The sequence below is a fragment of the Enterovibrio paralichthyis genome, from assembly GCF_019209835.1.
In the GTDB taxonomy this organism is placed as follows: domain Bacteria; phylum Pseudomonadota; class Gammaproteobacteria; order Enterobacterales; family Vibrionaceae; genus Enterovibrio; species Enterovibrio paralichthyis.
The window spans coordinates 226,528-244,883 of record NZ_JAHUTS010000007.1 but is presented as its reverse complement, the minus strand read 5'-3'; the positions used below and the strand labels follow the sequence as shown (position 1 = coordinate 244,883).

Sequence of the window (18,356 nt, the reverse complement as noted above, 5' to 3'; positions counted from 1 at the left end):
GCCCTAAGCGTTTTATGCTTTGTTGAGGTGTATTTGCTTAGAATAACTAGGCGGCACACACCTCGCCGCGCCTAAAACGCTTATGGCTAGAACAAAATTTAACCACCAAAGGTCAACAGCCCCTAGCGCATTGTTCCGCTGGAGGATGTAGATCATGCTATACGTAGATGGCTTAGTCACAGTACTTCCAGCCTTTAACATTGATGCCTACTATCGGCTCCTTGATGAAGCAATTCCTTTAATCCGTGCTTACGGTGCCATAAGTGTCGTGCCATGCAACGAGGAAGAAAGCGCGGATCAACTGGCTGCATTTGAACGGCACATTGACGACGCAGTCGTGGTGTTTTCCTGGATAATCTGGCCGTCTCGTGAAGTCCGTGATCGGGGGATGGAGCGTATGCTGGCAGACCCACGTATCGACGATGTAATGAACCCCGCCTCTCTTGAAGGCGAGCGGCTGGAGTTGGATGCTTCCTTGCTGCCACGTTTTCACTGACCTTATCCTTTTTCCACTAGCAGTCTTTCCTTTCTGCCTTCTTTCGTCTGCGCGCTGTTCTTTAACGGCTTGCAATGGCATGGTATTGAATTCATGCGCGTAGAAGAAAGGGAATACCTATGGCCGATTACGTCATCAAAAAGAAAGATATTGAGGAGATGGAAGGGCTCAATAAAACCCATTTTCTGAACCCTAACGCTGTGCGAACCAATAAGTCACTGGGCGACAAGGTTGGGCTGACAGGGATTGGCTTTCACATTATCGAGATCGCACCCGGTCACGATTCTACTGAATACCATGTTCACTATTTCGAAGATGAGTGCGTCTACGTGCTTTCCGGTAGTGGGGAGGTCGTGATTGGTGACGAAACGACGGCTGTCGGTGAAGGGGATTTTATCGGCTATCCGGCAGGTGGCTTGCCTCATGTAATGACCAATACCGGCGAGGAAACACTGCGGTGTATTGTTGTCGGTCAGCGTTTGGCGCACGACGAAGCGGATTATCCGAGGCTGAATAAACGTATTTACCGCAATCAAGGACGCCCTTGGCAACTGGTGGATATCGCTGATATTGCCTTTCCAACCGCAGGGAAAAAGTCATGACAGCAGTGAGAGATGAAATCGCCCTTATCACGGGGGCAGGCCGCGGTATTGGCGCTGCGACAGCAAGGCAATTGGCGGCTCAAGGTTACCGGGTTTGCATTAATTATTTTCAGCGGCAGGAAACCGCGGAGCGTCTGGTGGAAGAAATCAACGCAGCGGGCGGTCAGACGTTTTGTGTACAGGCAGATATCTCGAATGAATCCGAGGTGTTGGCCATGTTTGACGTCATTGATAAGCAGGGGCTTCCTCTGACCTGTCTGGTCAACAATGCGGGCATTCTGTTTACCCAATCCAAACTGGTGGAAATGAGCGCTGAGCGGATCAACCGGGTATTGGCCGTTAATGTTACTGGCAGTTTTCTCTGCGCCCGGGAAGCGGTTAAGCGGATGTCGTTGAGCCAGGGTGGAAAAGGCGGCGCGATAGTAAATGTGTCATCTGGCGCTTCAAGGAGCGGGTCACCGAATGAATATATCGACTACGCAGCAAGCAAAGGCGCGATGGATACCTTAACCATAGGACTTGCCAAAGAAGTTGCTAGCGAGGGGATCCGCGTTAATGGTGTGCGGCCGGGGTTTATACACACTGAAATACATGCGGACGGTGGTGAGCCGGACAGGATTTCTAGATTGTCGCCACGGATCCCGCTACAACGAGGCGGAACGCCTGAAGAAGTGGCAGCGGCAATTTGCTTTCTGTTGTCAGAACAAGCGAGCTATATCACTGGCAGCATTATGGATGCAACCGGTGGCGTGGTGTAGGTCTCCCCAAACGACCTGAATCTTCAGGTTGTTTGGGAAAAGCGGGCCAACATTTGTGTTGTTGTCAAAATATCGGGTTTAACTGCCGGTTCCATTGGGTGCTTTTAAAATATGACTTAACCCCTAAACAATCAGTTTGTTATATGTTTTAATGCAACCCATTGATAAGACACTCATTGAGAGCGCTGTACCCTCCCATGCGTTTTGCTTTTCACCTTGTTGTAGGAATGGCGGCCACTTTGTTTTCGTTGTGGGCGCATTCAGGCGAAAACAACACCTATACCGATGTAAAGAATGTTGCCGCACTGCACGAAAAGCAGCGCATCAATAGCAACGAGCCCATCTGCAAGATCAATCTTCGCAACAAGCTGCTGCACCAACAGGTTGCATTCAGCGATAGTCAGAACACGATGGAAAAACGTCGTGTTGCGGAAGAGAGTATCGATATCGCCCGAGTCGCGTATGACAAAAGCCAGAGCTACTGCACAGCCAGCATCGCCCTGGATGAGTTTCTGGAAGCGGCTGAGGTATACAAATCCCACGTCCCCAAAACCGGTCAAATCCAGCAACTTTCGAAAGGGCGCTGAGCATCAGACTCTTTGAGTCAATCACTCGATACCGGCATTCTGACCTTGCGTAAGCAAGGCTATTGGGCGCTGTACTTTTTACGGTAGGCGAGTGGGCTTATTCCTTTTATCCGGCGGAACTGACGGCTGAAATTTGCCAGGTTGTGAAATCCCACCATTTGGCTGATATCCGCAATGGTGTCGTTGGTATCGCTGAGTAACACGCATGCGCGCTGCACCCGAACCCGGTTCACAAAGTCGATAAACCTGTGCCCGGAAGACTGGTGGAAAAATCGCGAGAAATAGGATTCTGTCATATCCAGCCTGTCTGCCAGGGTTTTCAGCCGGATAGGCTGCTGATAGTTCTCCATCACATAGTCAACCACATCATTGATCCGCGCCTGCAAGGTACCGGCGTCCTTCACTTCAGATGCGGGCATATTGGAGAGCAGACGGGTGCTGGTGTTGTTGAGGTAATCGACGAACGACAGAAAGTTGATCAGCCTTGTCACCCCTTCGCTGTTTTTCACCTGCTCGAAATGGTAAACCGCTTTCTCGAACGGCACATTCAGGAACTCGATCCCCATTTTGGCCTGTTCCAGCAAATTGGCGAACTGTGCCAATTCAGGAAAAGAATTGGCGGCGGTATCAAACAAATCGGGCTTGAACAGGATCACCATGTCGCGCAATTTGTGGGTTTCACCGGGTTGCAGGTTGCTTTCCCAATTGTGGGGAAGCCAGGGGCCAACCAAGGTCAACTGACCGGGCGAGAATGGCCCGAGGTAGTTACCTATCATGGCTTTACCGTTGGTTTTTACGATCAGGTGGAGTTCATACTGCTCATGTACGTGCCAGTGAATACTGTGGTGGGGCACTCCATGTTCTTTATAGAAAATGGATTGCTCCTCGATCTGTATAAACTCCCATACCGGATCTTTGGAAACAGACATTGTCACCCCCAAAACTTACTCAGGTTTTTCAATGTTTTTGTACAGTTCAGAAAACCGGGCGTGTCTTTCACTGTACTCCGGGTACTTCGCTGTATCGGGTGTCAGAATTGTCGCTATCTCCGGCATGACACAAATTGTCTTTGGTGTGTCGCCGGTGACAGACAGATAAGCCAGCCTAGCAGCGCCCAGTGCCGGGCCGGTTTCTCCACCTACGTATTGCCGGATTGGCACATTCAGGACGTCGGCGAGAATTTGCAACCAGTAACGGCTTTTTGCCCCGCCGCCGATAGCGCCCATTTCGCTGAAGGGTAAACCGTCTTCAGACAGGGCATTCAGGCAATCGCGGAAACTGAACGCAATGCCTTCAAGGATAGCCTGCGTAAGGTGATGCCGCTCTGTTGCCGCGGTCATGCCCTGAAAACATCCGGTGGCGAAAGGGTTGTTATGGGGCGTTCTTTCACCGGTCAGGTAGGGCAGGAAAAGTACTTCGCTTTTGTCATGCTGGTTGGCTTGCGCTTCCTCCAACAGGGCAGGGACAGGCTGGCCACAAATTTTGGAAAACCAGGCCAGTGGGCTAGCACCGTTCAGCAGACAGGCCATTTGATACCAGCGTCCGGGAATGGCGTGCGCATAGGCATGGACATATTTTTCAGGGTTTGCAGAATACTGCTCTTTGGCGACAAAGATCTGCCCGGAAGTACCGATAGAGATAAAGGCGTCGCCTTCATTGATCGCGCCAATGCCCACACCGCCCACCGCGGCGTCACCACCGCCACCGCAAACCACCACAGAAGGGGAAAGCCCCAGTGCCGAGGCCGCGTCTGCCGTGAGTTTTCCGGTGATTTCGTTCCCTTCGACCAGCTTTGGCATCTGTTGCAAAGTCAGCCCGCTTGCCGCCAGAATCTGCTCTTCCCACTGCCGCTCCTGCTCATTAAGCCAAAGGGTTCCAGCTGCATCGCTCACATCCGTGCAGCGCTCTCCGGTCAGCTTAAGGCGGACATAGTCTTTGGGCAGCAGCACGGTCTGGATGCGCTGAAAGTTATCCGGCTCGTGGGTTTTCATCCACATCAGTTTGGGCGCGGTAAAGCCGGGCATCGCAGGTACCCCGGCGATGTGACCAAGCCTCGGAACCGCGCGGTTCAGTGTTTCGCACTCCTGCCAGGCTCTGCCATCGTTCCACAAAATGGCGGGGCGGATAGGCTTGTCTTCGCTGTCGAGACATACTGCACCGTGCATCTGGCCGGAAAGGCCGATAGCGACCACTTCCTGCCAAGCCTTTGTTTGCCTTGCTTTAAGCTGATGGACGGCATCAAGGGTGCCCTGCCACCAAAGTTCAGGATCCTGTTCGCTCCATAGCGGTTTGGGTTGGCTGACAGGGTAAGAGGCGGATTGGGTATCCAGCACCGCGCCTGCGCCGTCCATCAACAGCACTTTTACAGCTGAAGTACCGACATCAATGCCAATAAAGTGTGCCATTGCATTAACTCATCACGTTACCGCCATCGACATTGTATGTCTGGGCGGTGATGTAATCGGAAAGGGAAGAGGCCAGGAACAGCGCAGTGCCGGCAATGTCCGTCGGCACGCCCATGCGGCCGAGTGGCACTTCCTCTCCCACCAGTTTTTTCTTTTCGCCAGGCTGGCGGTGTTCATACTTGGCGAACAGAGCATCGACATGATCCCACATCGGGGTATCGACAACACCGGGTGAGATCCCGTTTACTGTGATACCGTGCTCCGCCAGCGCAAGTGCTGCAGATTGGGTATAGCTGATCACGGCGGCCTTGGTGGCGCAATAGTGGGCTACCAGCGCTTCGCCGCGTCGACCTGCCTGCGATGCCATGTTGATTATCTTGCCGCCATTGCCGGCTTTAACCATGGCGTTGGCGACATCCTGCATCAAAAAGAACATGCCTTTGACGTTGACGTTGAAAAGTTTGTCGAACTGCGCTTCAGACGCTTCGAGTAACGGCCCCATATCGAATACCGCAGCGTTGTTGAACAGCACGTCGATTTGTCCAAACTGGGCGAGGGTCGCGTTTACCAAATGATGGCGCGCCTCTGCCTGTGTAATGTCACCGTGAACATAAGCAACATTGTCGCCATATTTTTTCAATAAGGCTTCGACACCTGCGGACGGGTCAACAGGCAGATCAGCGATAACACATTTGGCGCCGCTCGCTAAATAGGCATAGGCTACGGCAAGCCCAATACCCCCATTGGCACCACTCAAGAGGGCGACTTTACCCTCCAACAGTGGGGCGCCGTTTTGCTGTACAGAAATGGTCATGGATAACGCTCCTGATAAGCATCCAGAGTGGTCTGGATTTGTTGTTCCAGTTGCTCGCCAAACAGTGGGAAGCGTTGGTTGAGTCCTTGCCAGATATCCGGGTCTGCCAGAAAGGCTTTGACTGGATCGTTTTTCTCCATCCACCCTTTGGCAACATTCAGATAAGGGTCTTTGTAGTTAAAGCTGAAGCGCCCTTCGATAAGCAAAGCCAGAAAGCAGTACCAGTGAGAAATCAGGGTGACGGCGGCATTGGGTGAATAGCCCCGCTCCAGATTGAAGCGCACGGTAGGCAGGATAAACTGCGGAAACTTGCTGATGCTGTCCATGGCGATGCGTTCAATGGAGTCGGCGATATAGGCATTGCTGAAGCGCGAGACAATGATCTGGCGGTACTGTTCCAGATCGAACGGATGCTCGTAAATGGTTGGGATCACCTCTCTTTGGTGATACTCCGTCAGGAGCGCGTTCAGTTCATCGTCGCGGATGTTTTCATCGTAGGTTTTATAGCCGCGCAGTGCCCCGACATAGGAAAGCAGGAAATGCCCGCCGTTGAGAATGCGGATCTTTGCCTCTTCGAAAGCGTGGACATTGTGAGTGAAAGTCACTCCGACTTTATCCAGCGGTGGGAACTCAGCAGCAAGCTTGTTTTCGATCACCCACTGCTCAAAGTCCTCACCCATGATAGGACAGGCATCCTCGACACCCACTTCCCGTTTGATCTCTTCCGGCAGGTTTACCGGTGGCACTGGTGTAATGCGGTCGACCATTGAACATGGAAAAGTGACGTTGTCACTCATCCAGGTATTCAGCGAACTCAGTGATGCGGCATCAACAAACTGGCGGAAGGCTTTTTCCAGCCGTTTACCGTTGTCACGCAGGTTATCGCAGGTGGCAACGGTAATTGCGCCATTTGCCATGGCCTGACGTGCCAGAAGGGCAAGCGCCAGAAAACCGTACAAGGTTTTCGGTTGGCCGGAACCCTGCCTGATCACCGCCAAATCATGGGCAATCTCCGGATGAGCAGTATCCAAATCGTCGCTTTCTGTCAGGTAGTAACCTGCCTCTGTGACCGTGATTGTCGCGGCTTTCACGCAATCGTCGGTGAAGATACGGCTGACGATGGACGCATCTTCAGAGGCATCTTCCACACGGTCAATGCTGGAGATGGCGATATACTGCGCCGTGCCATCCGGAGCGATGCGTTTGAAATGGTAGTGGCCGTTCTGTTTTTTAAGTGCTTCAGGGATCGCCCGGGTTTCTTTACGCAGATTGACATCGGTGTAGTACCAGCGTTCTGCCTCGGGCAACTTCTCGTTGAGCAGGTTCAGGTAATACGCCTGGTGACCACGGTGGAAAGCGCCAATACCAAAATGTACCAGACGCAAGTTATCAGACATGGCTAACCTCCCCGTAAATATTGAGAGACTTTTCATCCTGGTTGAACAGGTAGACTTTTTCCGGCGTCAGTTTCACGCCGATTGTCTGGCGCAGTGTTGGTGTAAATTTAGGGTCTGCACGCACCACCACTGTTTCGCCGCTCAGGGTACGGACATAGGTGAGTGTTTCTGAACCCAATTGCTCGATCACCTCCACATCTCCTTTCAGATCGCCGTCTTCCGGTTCGCAGAAAGCGAGGGATTCGGGGCGGAATCCAATGGCTTTGGCGTTGTCGGCGTTGCCCTGGAACAGGCTAGCATCTAGACGGATTGACGCATCGCTGTTGAATTTTACATCCAGTGTTGTGTCGCTGGCAGATACGCTGTCGACTGGCAAAACGTTCATCTTCGGCGTGCCGATAAAGGTTGCAACAAAGCGGTTAGCAGGCTGGTGGTAAAGCTCCAGCGGCGTACCGATTTGCGCTACTTCCCCCTGACTCATGATCACCACTTTGTCGGCCAGTGTCATGGCTTCAATCTGATCGTGGGTGACGTAAATCATGGTCGCACCCAGCTCCTGATGCAGGCGCGAAAGTTCGATGCGCATTTCCACACGCAGCGCGGCATCCAGGTTGGAAAGCGGTTCGTCGAACAGGAACACTTTGGGGTTTCGGACAATCGCACGGCCAATGGCCACACGCTGGCGCTGGCCGCCGGAAAGCGCTTTGGGTTTGCGGTCAAGCAGGGCGTCGAGCTTTAGTGCCTTAGCCACTTTGGACACTTTCTCTTCAATTTCCTGTTGCGGACGCTTGGCCAGTTTCAGCGCGAACGACATGTTGTCTTTCACCGACATGTGCGGGTAAAGCGCATAACTTTGGAACACCATGGCCACGTCGCGCTGCGATGGATGGGTGTTGATGATGGACTGGCCGTCGAGCTGGATATCGCCGTCCGAGGCCGACTCCAGACCGGCAATGGTACGAAGCAGGGTAGATTTACCACAGCCGGATGGCCCGACGAAGACCACGAATTCGCCCTTTTTGATCTCGAAATCGATATCTTTCAATGCCAGCGTATCGCCGTATTTTTTGTATAAGTGATTGACTTGTAAGTAACTCATTTTACAGCCCCGAAGGTTAATCCCTGAACCAGTTGTTTCTGACAGAACCAACCGAGAATGACGATAGGCGCACAGGCCAGCGTGGACGCAGCAGACAATTTCGCCCAGAACAGACCCTCCGGACTGGAGTAGGTCGAAATCATGGTTGCCAGTGTTCCTGCGTTCGCAGAGGTCAGGTTGATTGACCAAAATGCTTCGTTCCAGCTCAGCACAATGGAAAGCAATGCGGTAGAAGCGATACCGCCGAGTGACAGCGGTAGCAGTACGTAGCGGATTTCACCGAGGGTATCGGCGCCGTCCAGCCGCACCGCTTCAAGGATGTCTTTTGGAATGTCCTTGAAGTAGGAAAACAGCATCCAGACCACGATTGGCAGGTTGATCAGCGTGTAGATGATGGTGAGCGCCAGTGTAGTGTCCAAAAGCCCAGTTTTCTGACACAGGATATAAATCGGCACCAGTACACCTACGGCTGGGAGCATCTTGGTGGAAAGCATCCATAGCAACATATCTTTGGTGCGTTTTTGCGGGAAAAATGCCATGGAATACGCCGCCGGAATGGCGATGATCAGAGCCAAAATGGTGGAGCCAAACGCGGTGATCACCGAGTTAATCGCAAACTTCATATAGTCACTGCGCTCCTGCACAATGCCGAAGTTTTCTACCGTCGGTTCAAAGAAAAACGTCGGCGGTACGCTGATGGCTTCTTGTTCGGTCTTGAAGGCTGTGATCAGCATCATCAGGATGGGAAAAAACACCAGGATGGCGATCGCCCAGCAGATGATAGGGCGGAGCCAGCCGGTTTGGTCGATTAATGAAACGTCTTTAGCCATAAGTCCCCCTATGCCACCAGGTTTTTGCCAATGGCGCGTATCAAGAAAAACGCAACAATGTTGGCAAGAATAACGGCAATCAAACCACCGGCAGATGCCACGCCGACGTCAAACTGCATCAGTGCCTGCGCAAAGATGAGGAAGGCGAGGTTGGTGGATTCATAGCCAGGGCCACCGCCTGTGGTGACGAAAATTTCTGCGAAAACAGAAAGCATGAAGATGGTTTCAATCATCATGACCACAGCGATTGGACGCGCAAGGTGGGGCAGAGTCAGGTAACGGAATACCTGCCAACCGGTGGCGCCATCGAGCAGTGCCGCTTCTTTTTGCTCGTGATCCATTGACTGCAGAGAGGTGATTAAAATCAGCAGGGCAAAAGGCATCCACTGCCAACTGATCATGGCGATGATCGAACCCAACGGGTATTCCGCCAGCCAGTCAATGGGCTCAAGCCCAACACTTTCCCAAAGCGCTGCGAGAACACCGTAAACCGGGTGCATCATCATGTTTTTCCAGATCAGCGCATTGACCGTTGGCATGATGAAAAAGGGCGAGATGAGCAGAACACGTGCGACACCGCGGCCAAAAAAAGGTTTGTCGAGGGCGACGGCGATGAGCAGCGCGCCAATGACGGTCACCACCAATACCATGCCAACCAGAGTCAGGGTATTGAACAACGCCGGCCAGAAAGCTTCATCGGTATAGAAGAACTCGAAGTTCATCGAGCCGATGAAATCGTTCTCCCCCGGATAAAGTAAGTTATATCTGATGGTTGAAAAGTAGATCGTCATCGAAAGCGGAACGATCATCCACAACAGCAAGCTGATGAAGGAGGGGGCAACCAACAGCCTAGGTAACAGTTTTTGCATGTGAAATTACCAATAAAGCTGAATAAGAAGCCGGGCAGGGAACTGCCCGGCATAACGACTCTTATTTGTAGTAACCCGCTTTACGCATTTCGCGGTCAGCAGACTTGTTCGCATTTTTCAGCGCTTGTTCAACAGAGATTTTGCCTGCCAATGCGGAGGTAAACTGTTGACCGGCTGCAATACCAATGGCCTGGAACTCAGGAATGGCTGCGAACTGAACGCCGATGTATGGGCTTGGATTTTGCGTGCTGTTGGATGGGTCGGCAGAGTTGATGGCTGCCAGCTCGGCCTCAGCAAATACCGCTGCTTCCTGGAAGTTCGGGTTGGCATAGGTCGATTGGCGCGTACCGGTTGGTACGGCTGCCCAGCCGTTTTCTTTCGCTACCAGGTTGATGTAATCCTTCGAAGTCGCCCATTTCACGAACTTCTCAGCCGCTTCTGCATTCTGGGTGCCAGCAGGTACTGCCAGTGCCCATGCCCATAGCCAGTTTGAACCGCGGTCAGTTACAGCGACCGGAGCCTGTGCGAAGGCAACTTTGTCAGCCACTTTGCTCTGCTTAGGATCGGAAATGAAAGAAGCTGCAATGGTCGCATCAATCCAGATGCCGCATTTGCCTTCGTTAAACAGCGCCAGGATTTCGTTGAAACTGTTTGAGGATGAACCTGGAGGGCCGTAGTTGTTCAGCAAATCCACATAGAAGTTGACGGCGTGTTGCCATTGAGGAGAGGTCAGTTGTGGTTTCCAGTCTTCATCAAACCACTGGGCGCCAAACGAGTTTGCCATGGTGGTGATAAATGCCGCATTGTCGCCCCAACCTGGCTTACCGCGCAGGCAAATACCGTAAACGCCGTTGTCCGGATCGTGGATAGCCGCTGCAACGTCCTGAATGTGACCCCAGGTAGCGCGGTCTGGAATGGTCATGCCGGCTTTGTCGACCAGATCTTTGCGGTACATCACCATGGAACTTTCACCGTAGAAAGGCACAGCGTAGAGTTTGCCATCAACAGACAGGCCAGCACGCATCGCTGGCAGCAGATCATCGGCATCGTACTCTTCATCGGTAACGATTTCGTTCAGCCAACCCTTTTTACCCCAGATTGGTGTTTCGTACATACCGATGGTCATTACGTCAAACTGACCGCCTTTGGTCGCGATATCTGTGGTGACACGTTGGCGAAGTACACCTTCTTCCAGTGTTACCCAGTTCAGCTTGATGTCAGGGTTTTCCTTTTCAAATTCTTTACTAAGTTTCTGCATCTCAATCATGTGGCCATTGTTAACCGTTGCAATAGTCAGCTCGGTTTCCGCTAGCGCAGAGGCAGAGAAAGCCGCACACAGTGCAGCGACAGCAGTTATCGTTTTCCTTGTAGCGTGCATTTTATTGTTCCTCACTGTTAAGGGATGTACTGCGAATTGTGGTTAACATCCTCGTAACAATAGAAGATCAAAAAAAGACAAGTGGGAATAATTTGGATGCAGAAAAGTACTTTTTTGAAGAGGGAATGATAAATTTTTTACTTTCTTGATTTTACAAAGTTGAAATATTTGGGCGGAAAACAAAAATGGCTGCCCGATAATTAGGGCAGCCATCCGGTATAGAATTGAACGGGGAGTTAACAGTGAAGAGCGTTGTTTTCGGCGTCTGTGAGTAGGTCTTCAGCGAATGAAACCGGCGGTTGTTTCAGGATTCTTTCGCAATAGAGGCTCATAAAATCCTCACGCACTAACTGCTCAAGCTCGGTAGCACGCTCGGTAGGGCAGAAGAGCCTGACATGAACTTGCTGGTCGCCAAGTTCTGTGGTGGTGACATAAATGTGCGGGTCGGCACCCGGAAGGTCGACACCAGCATGGCGCTCAATAACCTGGTTGTAACGGGTTGCCACTTCATGGAAATCTTCGCAATGGTCATCAATGCGCGCAAGGATACTCGGCACCAGGGGGTAAAGGTTGGCAGTCTCTTTTACCGTGATATTAAACTCATGATAAACATAACGTTTCATGAAGTTCAGGTTCTTCACAGGCGTGGTGAAAAACAGGCTGTTCGGAAAGGTAACTGTCTTGCCGGTGTAGTTGTAAGTGCCACCCTGGAGGTCGATTTCCTGGATCTTGGTTGCCATCAGGTTGTGTTCAATCACTTCACCGCACAGGGCGCCGACTTCTATCCACTCCCCAATCTGGAACGAGCGCGAGCTGGCACGCTGAATAGAGCCGGTAAAACAGAGGATGATCTCTTTTGAGGCGACCACCACGGCAACAGCAATCGCGGTAAGGGAGAGGGCAAATTCGTTGATCTCTGACCGCCAGACGATAAACATCAAGATCAGCAATAAAGTGAAGGTGCCGTTTTTGGTGGTGGAGATCCACTTGCGCTGTTCTTCACTCAGGAAGTTGGTATCTCCCCAGATGACATTAATCAGCAGCCTTCGGATGGTCCAGACTACAGCGATCACCAATACGGTGAGTAAGAATTTGTGCTCGCTGAAATAATCGATAAGTAAGTTGAGTTGTTCCACAACTAAATCCTGGTCGTAAATGCTAATCCGTTCCCCTGAGCGTAGCAACAAGGTCACTTCCAGTTGATAATTCTCCCGCCACACTAAAGACAAAACCGCGTGTATTCAAGGATAAAACTGACAGATTTTTTACCGATTGATGAAATTTTGTTTCCTGAATTTTAACGTCTGCAGCGGTGACCGAAATATGCTGGATTTCTTGTCACATTTTGTCTTCGATAACGGCATTCGCCTCCCTGCTTTTTCAGAAGGGGAATCTTCACAGAAATTAATTATCTGTATTTATTAAAGAATTATCTTGAAACACCTAACCGTCAAATGCTGAAACCTTGAAAACTGGTTCGCGTTAAAAATTAACGGTGATTTCTTTATCAAAATGCCGCTATCAACCATGCTTAACTCATTAATGAGGCAAATGTTTTAAAGGTGACTTTCGGAGTGGCAGTGATGGTTCGACAATTTACGCCTGTTTTGGCAGTACTTTGCTTTAACCTGTTGATCCCTGCGGCGACAGCGAAACGTGTGGCTGTTGAGGATGCCATGTTGAGCGCATCTGCGGTTTCATCTTCTGCCCTTAAGTCGGGGTCATCTTCCAGCGGTTTTTATCCTGTCGAAACCGTTGTTCTCCCTAATGGTAAAGTCAAAGTTAAACACCAGCAGTATTACCTGGGAACCCGGGTTTTGCAGGGGCAGGCAGTCTCTGACAAAGTGAATAATGCGCATGTTAATGCGCGAGGAAAGATGGTCGCTGCGCTCGATTCAGAGATGCAAAGCGTCACACCGGCGGTGAGCGGGCAGCGTGCATTACAGATTCTGAAAAACCAGCACCTGTTTCAGCCGCCAGCAGCAGAGATTGTGGCTCCGGAAAATGAAGCCGCTGAGCTTCTGATCTGGCTCGATGAAAATGACCAACCGCGTCTCGTCTACAAAGTCAGTTTCTTCCTACCCACCGAAAAACCAACACGCCCCCACGCCTTTATTGATGCGAAAAGCGGCGAAATTCTTAAGACGTGGGATGGTTTGACCCATGTGGAAGCGACCGGTACAGGCCCTGGGGGAAATACCAAGACCGGCTTGTACCAGTTTGGCAATGACTACAACGGTTTTAAGGTCAGCAAAAGCGGTACAACCTGCACCATGGAGACGGCGAACGTCAAAACCGTCGACCTGAATCACGGTACGTCTGGCAGTACGGCGTTCAGTTACAGTTGCGGTGACAGCACGAACTACAACAGCTACAAAGCGGTGAATGGTGCCTACTCACCGTTGAATGATGCTCATTTCTTCGGGCAGTTGGTCTTCGATATGTATCAGGATTGGTTAGGGTTTGCACCACTGAATTTCCAACTTGTGATGCGTGTACATTACAGCTCCAACTATGAAAATGCGTTCTGGAACGGGTCGTCCATGACCTTTGGCGATGGGTACACCCGATTCTTTCCGCTGGTGGATGTGAATGTCTCCGCCCATGAAGTCAGCCACGGATTTACTGACCAGAATTCGGATTTGATCTACAGCGGTATGTCGGGCGGGATCAATGAAGCTTTCTCTGATATCGCCGGTGAAGCGGCAGAATACTATTGGAAGGGCAGTGTTGACTGGCAAGTTGGTACCGATATTTTTAAGTCTAACGGTGCGCTCCGGTACTTTATTACGCCCTCTGATGACGGCAGTTCGATTGACCACGCCAGCGAGTACTACAGCGGCATTGATGTGCATTACTCCAGTGGTGTTTTTAACCGGGCATTTTATTTGCTGGCAACCACCACCGGTTGGGATGTTCGCAAGGCTTTCGAGGCATTCGCGTTTGCCAATAAATTGTATTGGGCGGCAGATTCTACGTTCGATGAGGGCGGCTGTGGTGTGGTTCAGGCAGCGAGCGACCTTGGCTACAACACAACAGATGTGACCAATGCGTTCCAACAGGTTGGCGTTTATGCCTGCCTTGATGCAACGGCACTTTCACATGGCGTCCCGGTAACCAACATCAGTGGTGGGATTGGCTCTGAGAGCTACTATTACTTCTCACTGCCTGCCAACACCGACAGTGCTACAGTCACCCTGTCCGGTGGCTCTGGTAATGCCAACCTCTATGTGAAATACAATGGCTGGCCAACCACCACTGACTATGATTGTGCATCCCTGTCTGCCACGAATGAGGAGGTGTGCGATGTCACCTTGTCCGGCAGTGGTGAGTACAATGTGCTGGTTGCAGGGCAAACCGCGTATAGCAATGCAACGATCACGCTGGCAGTCACCGAAACACCGCCACAACCATTGAATGTGGGCGATAGTGTTTCTGGGCTTTACGGAAACCGGGGAGATGCGCTTTTTTATCGGTTTGTCATTCCGGATGACGGCAGTGATTTGCGGGTCGCGATTTCCGGTGGTAGTGGCGATGCGGATTTATACCTCAATCAGGGCAGCACACCTTCCCAATCAGATTATGATTGCCGCCCTTACTACTATGGGAACAATGAATACTGTGTTGCTTCCGGAGCACCGGGCGATGAGTTTTATGTCATGCTTCACGGCTATGCGAATTTCTCGGGAGTAACTTTATCCCTGGTGCAGGACAGTGAAAACTTACCGCCAGAACAGCGCGCCGATCCTATCGATACATCGGCTCCCATCTCAGACATTCAGGGACTTCAAGGACAGGCGATATATTACTCCTTCACGGTTTCAGGCAATGGAAGTCTGTCGTCTGCCAGCAATGCACTTTCTGCGTCAGCCATGTCAGTGACCAATGGGGTGACAATATCCCTGTCTGGCGGGTTGGGTGATGCGGATTTATATGTGAGGGGTGGTGCAGCGCCGACCACAACCCTGTATGACTGCCGGTCAATCTCTAATTCCAACCAGGAAAGCTGTTCCTTATCGTCACTGGGGTCAGGCACCTACTACGTGATGATTTATGGCAACCTGGCGTTTGAAGGGGCGACGCTTTCGTTGTCGGAAACATCGTCTTCTCCAACGACGACAGCTGCGGGTGGTGGTGGTGGGGCGGGTTACTGGATACCGGTATTTGCTTTGCTGGCCATTCGCTATCGGCGGTATAAACCGGTTTAGATAAAAAAAGACCCCGCTTGTGCGGGGTCTTTATTTTGGAGGGTATTAGCGCTTGAACGTGACTGCTTCGGTCTCTTCCAAGTGCAGCGAGGTGGTCGCTGGTTGGGTTTCCGCAATCACTTTACCGCTGCGTACCGAGTAGCGCACCGGAACTTGACGGCGCAGCGCGTCGAAATCGTTCTCTGCAGGCAAGATCAAAAGATTACCCGGCTTACCCACTTCAATGCCGTATTGCGACTGAATATTCAGGGTCTTAGCTGATTTGGTGCTGATAAGATCCAGTGAACTGTTCAGCTGGTCGTAACCCATGATTTGGCAAACATGCAGACCCATGTGCAGCACTTGCAGCATGTTCGCTGTACCCAATGGATACCATGGGTCGAATACGTCGTCGTGACCAAAGCAGACATTGATGTCTGATGCCAGCATCTCTTTTACGCGGGTGATACCGCGGCGCTTTGGATAGTCATCGAAGCGGCCTTGCAAGTGAATGTTCACTAACGGGTTTGCGACAAAGCTGATGCCAGACATACGTAGCAGACGGAACAGACGCGAGGCATAAGCGCCGTTGTATGAGTGCATTGCCGTGGTGTGGCTTGCCGTGACTTTATCGCCCATGTTGTATTTGTGCGCCAGTGCGGCCACGGTCTCGACAAAGCGTGATTGCTCATCGTCAATTTCGTCACAATGCACGTCAATCAGGCGGTCATATTTGCGTGCCAACTCGAACGCATAGTGCAGCGATTCCACACCGTATTCGCGGGTGAATTCGAAGTGTGGGATAGCGCCAACAACGTCAGCACCCAGCTTCACCGCTTCTTCCAGCAATTCTTTACCATTCGGGTAAGAAAGGATGCCTTCTTGTGGGAATGCCACGATTTGGATATCTACCCAAGGTGCCATTTCGGCTTTCACTTCCAGCATGGCTTTCAGTGCAATTAGGGTTGGGTCTGATACGTCAACGTGGGTACGCACATGCTGGACACCGTTGGCAATTTGCCACTTCAGGGTTTGTTTAGCGCGCTTTTTTACGTCATCGATTGAAAGCATGGCTTTACGCTCTGCCCAACGCTCGATGCCTTCAAACAGGGTGCCGGAAATGTTCCAGCTTGGCTCACCCGCGGTTTGCGTGGTGTCCAGATGAATGTGTGGTTCACAAAACGGTGGCAGTGCCATACCGCCTTCACCGTCAATCACTGTGGCTGAAGTGTTCAGCGTTGCGTTGTTGTCTTCAATGGCGCTGATCACGCCATCTTCGATCAGGATTTGCGAAAGGTTTTGCTGTCCGCGAATGACAACGTTTTTAATGAGCAATGATGCTGACATAGGGTTTTCCTCAGGCACGCGCTGATTCCGTTTTCTTTTGTTCGTTAATCATATCAAGCACCAGGTAGGCAATCGCACCACCCAGGACTGCGTTCAACGGTACGATACCTGGCAGCAGGTGACCAGCTGCGATACCCACTGCAACAGCGCCAATTGCTGCCCAGTTAACCGTCTTGAATGTCGCGTTGGTGAAGTCTTTGTAACGCTCACGGTGCTTGATAAAGTCGGCAATGATGATACCACCGATTGGCGGGATTGCTGCTGAAAGGAAAGTCAGCCAACCCACAAAGTTGTTGTACAGCCACAGCGCACACAGGGTGCCAATCAGGCCGTTTGCGACTGCCAGGTATTTGCTTGGCAGACCGGTAATATTCGAGAAACCAAGACCTGATGCGTACAGTGCATTGTCGTTGGTGGTCCAGATGTTCAGTCCCAGAACAATGATGGCCGGGATAAGCAGACCCTGCATCATCATCACTTCAGAAATGTCTGATTGACCCGTTACCGCCGCACCTGCCGCGCCGAAGATAAACATCAGGCTGTTACCAATAAAGAACGCCACCATGGTCACGATTACAGCGCCGCGTGGGCTTTTACCGAAGCGCACGAAATCGGCCGTTAGTGTTCCCGCTGACACAAACGAACCCACTACCAGAGCCAGAGCGGTCGCAAACTCGATAGGCGTTTCAGGCACGATGGATTGCAATTCAGAAATGCCGCCTACGCTGTCTACTGCTTCGACGACTGAATAACCACCCAGCAATGCAATTGCCGGAACAGCAATCGCAGACAGGATCATCAATGCTGAGATACCAAAGTAGACGGTTGCTGTCATCGCAATACCGCCAAGCGCGATCAGAATGTTGGTATCAATCCCTGTGGCTTTTTGCACTGGCAGGGCGAACATGGCTACGCCTACGCCAAACCAACCCACTTGGGTGCCGCCGAGGATAAGAGAAGGAAGCCAGGAGCCTTTGGTGCCGAAAGAGAAGCGCGCGAGAAGGTGAGTAGAAAGACCGGTGGAAGCGCCAATGTAGCCAAGAAAAGAAGTGTAAATACCGAGGAGGAGGTTGCCGATGAGAACAGCGAGGAAGAAATCATTGAAAGTAAGACCAGTGCCTAACGTTCCTCCTGTCCACATACTTGCTGAAAAGAAGGTAAGTCCCAACATGACCATTGTCAGGGAAAGCACACCTTTTCGTGCCGATTGTGGGACCGGGCCCAGGCTGTAGTTATTATCCGCCGCCATTTTACACCTATATAACAAACTAAATGATGTGTGTTCTGGTTAAACGGGCGGGTATTTTATGGTGAAAAGGTGTGATGTCAATCGATCTTTGTTGTTTGTTTGCTTGGGATGAACTTAATGATTTTAAGTTTTTGTATTTAAAGAAATAAAAAGAAAATTACTTGTATGACCCATTGGCTGGAGTAGGCAATTTAATCGGTTGCGTAGCCTGCCATTTTGTAATTTTTAGCACCAATATGGCAACTTTCTCTCTTATGTCGAGAATTGCTGTCTATTCTCGCCATTTTTCTGGCGTCTCTTTGGTGTCTTCAAATTTTGACATGTAAAGTCAAAAAATA

The 18,356-nt window shown here is 51.2% G+C and carries 16 protein-coding genes; 5 read left to right on the top strand and 11 right to left on the bottom strand.

Annotated features, from left to right (window positions below; genetic code table 11):
- Positions 1-154: 154 nt before the first annotated feature.
- The 4 genes from KU854_RS11265 (at position 155) to KU854_RS11250 (ending at position 2,443) form a co-directional block, all read left to right on the top strand.
- Positions 155-496, top strand: a complete 342-nt coding sequence (locus KU854_RS11265) for a DUF1428 domain-containing protein (RefSeq protein ID WP_218358649.1) — start codon at positions 155-157, stop codon at positions 494-496.
- A 119-nt stretch (positions 497-615) separates the two neighbouring features.
- A complete protein-coding gene (locus tag KU854_RS11260; protein WP_218358648.1) occupies positions 616-1,098 on the top strand; it encodes a cupin domain-containing protein in 483 nt (160 codons plus the stop codon).
- Positions 1,095-1,856 (top strand): SDR family oxidoreductase, encoded by a 762-nt coding sequence (locus KU854_RS11255; RefSeq protein WP_218358647.1) that lies wholly within the window; start codon positions 1,095-1,097, stop codon positions 1,854-1,856. Before KU854_RS11260 ends, KU854_RS11255 begins: the two co-directional genes overlap by 4 nt.
- A 227-nt stretch (positions 1,857-2,083) precedes the next feature.
- Positions 2,084-2,443: a hypothetical protein gene (locus tag KU854_RS11250; RefSeq protein ID WP_218358646.1), complete on the top strand. Its 360-nt coding sequence runs from the start codon at positions 2,084-2,086 to the stop codon at positions 2,441-2,443.
- A gap of 59 nt (positions 2,444-2,502) precedes the next feature.
- Here KU854_RS11250 and KU854_RS11245 read toward each other — a convergent pair whose 3' ends face one another.
- From KU854_RS11245 to KU854_RS11205, 9 genes are all read right to left on the bottom strand, one after another.
- Positions 2,503-3,372, bottom strand: coding sequence for a helix-turn-helix domain-containing protein (locus KU854_RS11245; protein ID WP_218358645.1), 870 nt, complete (start codon positions 3,370-3,372; stop codon positions 2,503-2,505).
- Between the two features lie 15 nt (positions 3,373-3,387).
- Positions 3,388-4,848 carry a xylulokinase gene (gene xylB, locus KU854_RS11240; RefSeq protein WP_218358644.1) on the bottom strand — a complete coding sequence of 487 codons (1,461 nt, stop codon included), beginning with the start codon at positions 4,846-4,848 and terminating at the stop codon, positions 3,388-3,390.
- Positions 4,849-4,852: 4 nt separating this feature from the next.
- Complete coding sequence (locus KU854_RS11235; protein ID WP_218358643.1) at positions 4,853-5,662, bottom strand: L-iditol 2-dehydrogenase; 810 nt, start codon at positions 5,660-5,662, stop codon at positions 4,853-4,855.
- Entirely contained in the window at positions 5,659-7,059 is a 1,401-nt protein-coding gene (locus tag KU854_RS11230; protein ID WP_218358642.1) for a mannitol dehydrogenase family protein, read from the bottom strand. Before KU854_RS11230 ends, KU854_RS11235 begins: the two co-directional genes overlap by 4 nt.
- Entirely contained in the window at positions 7,052-8,158 is a 1,107-nt protein-coding gene (locus KU854_RS11225; protein WP_218358641.1) for an ABC transporter ATP-binding protein, read from the bottom strand. The genes KU854_RS11230 and KU854_RS11225 overlap by 8 nt, the downstream gene beginning before the upstream one ends.
- Positions 8,155-8,988, bottom strand: coding sequence for a carbohydrate ABC transporter permease (locus KU854_RS11220; protein ID WP_218358640.1), 834 nt, complete (start codon positions 8,986-8,988; stop codon positions 8,155-8,157). Before KU854_RS11220 ends, KU854_RS11225 begins: the two co-directional genes overlap by 4 nt.
- Before the next feature lie 8 nt (positions 8,989-8,996).
- Positions 8,997-9,857 (bottom strand): carbohydrate ABC transporter permease, encoded by an 861-nt coding sequence (locus KU854_RS11215; RefSeq protein WP_218358639.1) that lies wholly within the window; start codon positions 9,855-9,857, stop codon positions 8,997-8,999.
- Positions 9,858-9,918: 61 nt separating this feature from the next.
- On the bottom strand, positions 9,919-11,235 hold the full coding sequence (locus KU854_RS11210; RefSeq protein ID WP_218358638.1) for an ABC transporter substrate-binding protein: 1,317 nt from the start codon (positions 11,233-11,235) through the stop codon (positions 9,919-9,921).
- A 236-nt stretch (positions 11,236-11,471) separates the two neighbouring features.
- The gene (locus KU854_RS11205) at positions 11,472-12,371 is read right to left on the bottom strand and encodes a mechanosensitive ion channel family protein (RefSeq protein ID WP_218358637.1); all 900 of its coding nucleotides are present in this window, start codon (positions 12,369-12,371) and stop codon (positions 11,472-11,474) included.
- Between the two features lie 447 nt (positions 12,372-12,818).
- On the opposite strand from KU854_RS11205, the gene KU854_RS11200 reads away from it, so the two are divergent.
- The gene (locus KU854_RS11200; protein WP_218358636.1) at positions 12,819-15,443 is read left to right on the top strand and encodes a M4 family metallopeptidase; all 2,625 of its coding nucleotides are present in this window, start codon (positions 12,819-12,821) and stop codon (positions 15,441-15,443) included.
- Between the two features lie 45 nt (positions 15,444-15,488).
- On the opposite strand, the gene KU854_RS11195 is transcribed toward KU854_RS11200, so the two are convergent.
- Together KU854_RS11195 and codB are read right to left on the bottom strand one after the other, a co-directional pair.
- Entirely contained in the window at positions 15,489-16,769 is a 1,281-nt protein-coding gene (locus tag KU854_RS11195; protein ID WP_218358635.1) for a cytosine deaminase, read from the bottom strand.
- A gap of 10 nt (positions 16,770-16,779) precedes the next feature.
- Positions 16,780-18,018 (bottom strand): cytosine permease, encoded by a 1,239-nt coding sequence (gene codB, locus KU854_RS11190; RefSeq protein ID WP_218358634.1) that lies wholly within the window; start codon positions 18,016-18,018, stop codon positions 16,780-16,782.
- Positions 18,019-18,356 lie beyond the last annotated feature (338 nt).

Coding starts and splice junctions, on each gene's coding strand:
- KU854_RS11195 (WP_218358635.1), bottom strand. CDS start 16,769: ATGTCAGCATCATTGCTCATTAAAAACGTTGTCATTCGCGGACAGCAA.
- codB (WP_218358634.1), bottom strand. CDS start 18,018: ATGGCGGCGGATAATAACTACAGCCTGGGCCCGGTCCCACAATCGGCA.
- xylB (WP_218358644.1), bottom strand. CDS start 4,848: ATGGCACACTTTATTGGCATTGATGTCGGTACTTCAGCTGTAAAAGTG.
- KU854_RS11230 (WP_218358642.1), bottom strand. CDS start 7,059: ATGTCTGATAACTTGCGTCTGGTACATTTTGGTATTGGCGCTTTCCAC.
- KU854_RS11265 (WP_218358649.1), top strand. CDS start 155: ATGCTATACGTAGATGGCTTAGTCACAGTACTTCCAGCCTTTAACATT.
- KU854_RS11250 (WP_218358646.1), top strand. CDS start 2,084: ATGGCGGCCACTTTGTTTTCGTTGTGGGCGCATTCAGGCGAAAACAAC.
- KU854_RS11225 (WP_218358641.1), bottom strand. CDS start 8,158: ATGAGTTACTTACAAGTCAATCACTTATACAAAAAATACGGCGATACG.
- KU854_RS11210 (WP_218358638.1), bottom strand. CDS start 11,235: ATGCACGCTACAAGGAAAACGATAACTGCTGTCGCTGCACTGTGTGCG.
- KU854_RS11255 (WP_218358647.1), top strand. CDS start 1,095: ATGACAGCAGTGAGAGATGAAATCGCCCTTATCACGGGGGCAGGCCGC.
- KU854_RS11200 (WP_218358636.1), top strand. CDS start 12,819: ATGGTTCGACAATTTACGCCTGTTTTGGCAGTACTTTGCTTTAACCTG.
- KU854_RS11215 (WP_218358639.1), bottom strand. CDS start 9,857: ATGCAAAAACTGTTACCTAGGCTGTTGGTTGCCCCCTCCTTCATCAGC.
- KU854_RS11235 (WP_218358643.1), bottom strand. CDS start 5,662: ATGACCATTTCTGTACAGCAAAACGGCGCCCCACTGTTGGAGGGTAAA.
- KU854_RS11220 (WP_218358640.1), bottom strand. CDS start 8,988: ATGGCTAAAGACGTTTCATTAATCGACCAAACCGGCTGGCTCCGCCCT.
- KU854_RS11260 (WP_218358648.1), top strand. CDS start 616: ATGGCCGATTACGTCATCAAAAAGAAAGATATTGAGGAGATGGAAGGG.
- KU854_RS11245 (WP_218358645.1), bottom strand. CDS start 3,372: ATGTCTGTTTCCAAAGATCCGGTATGGGAGTTTATACAGATCGAGGAG.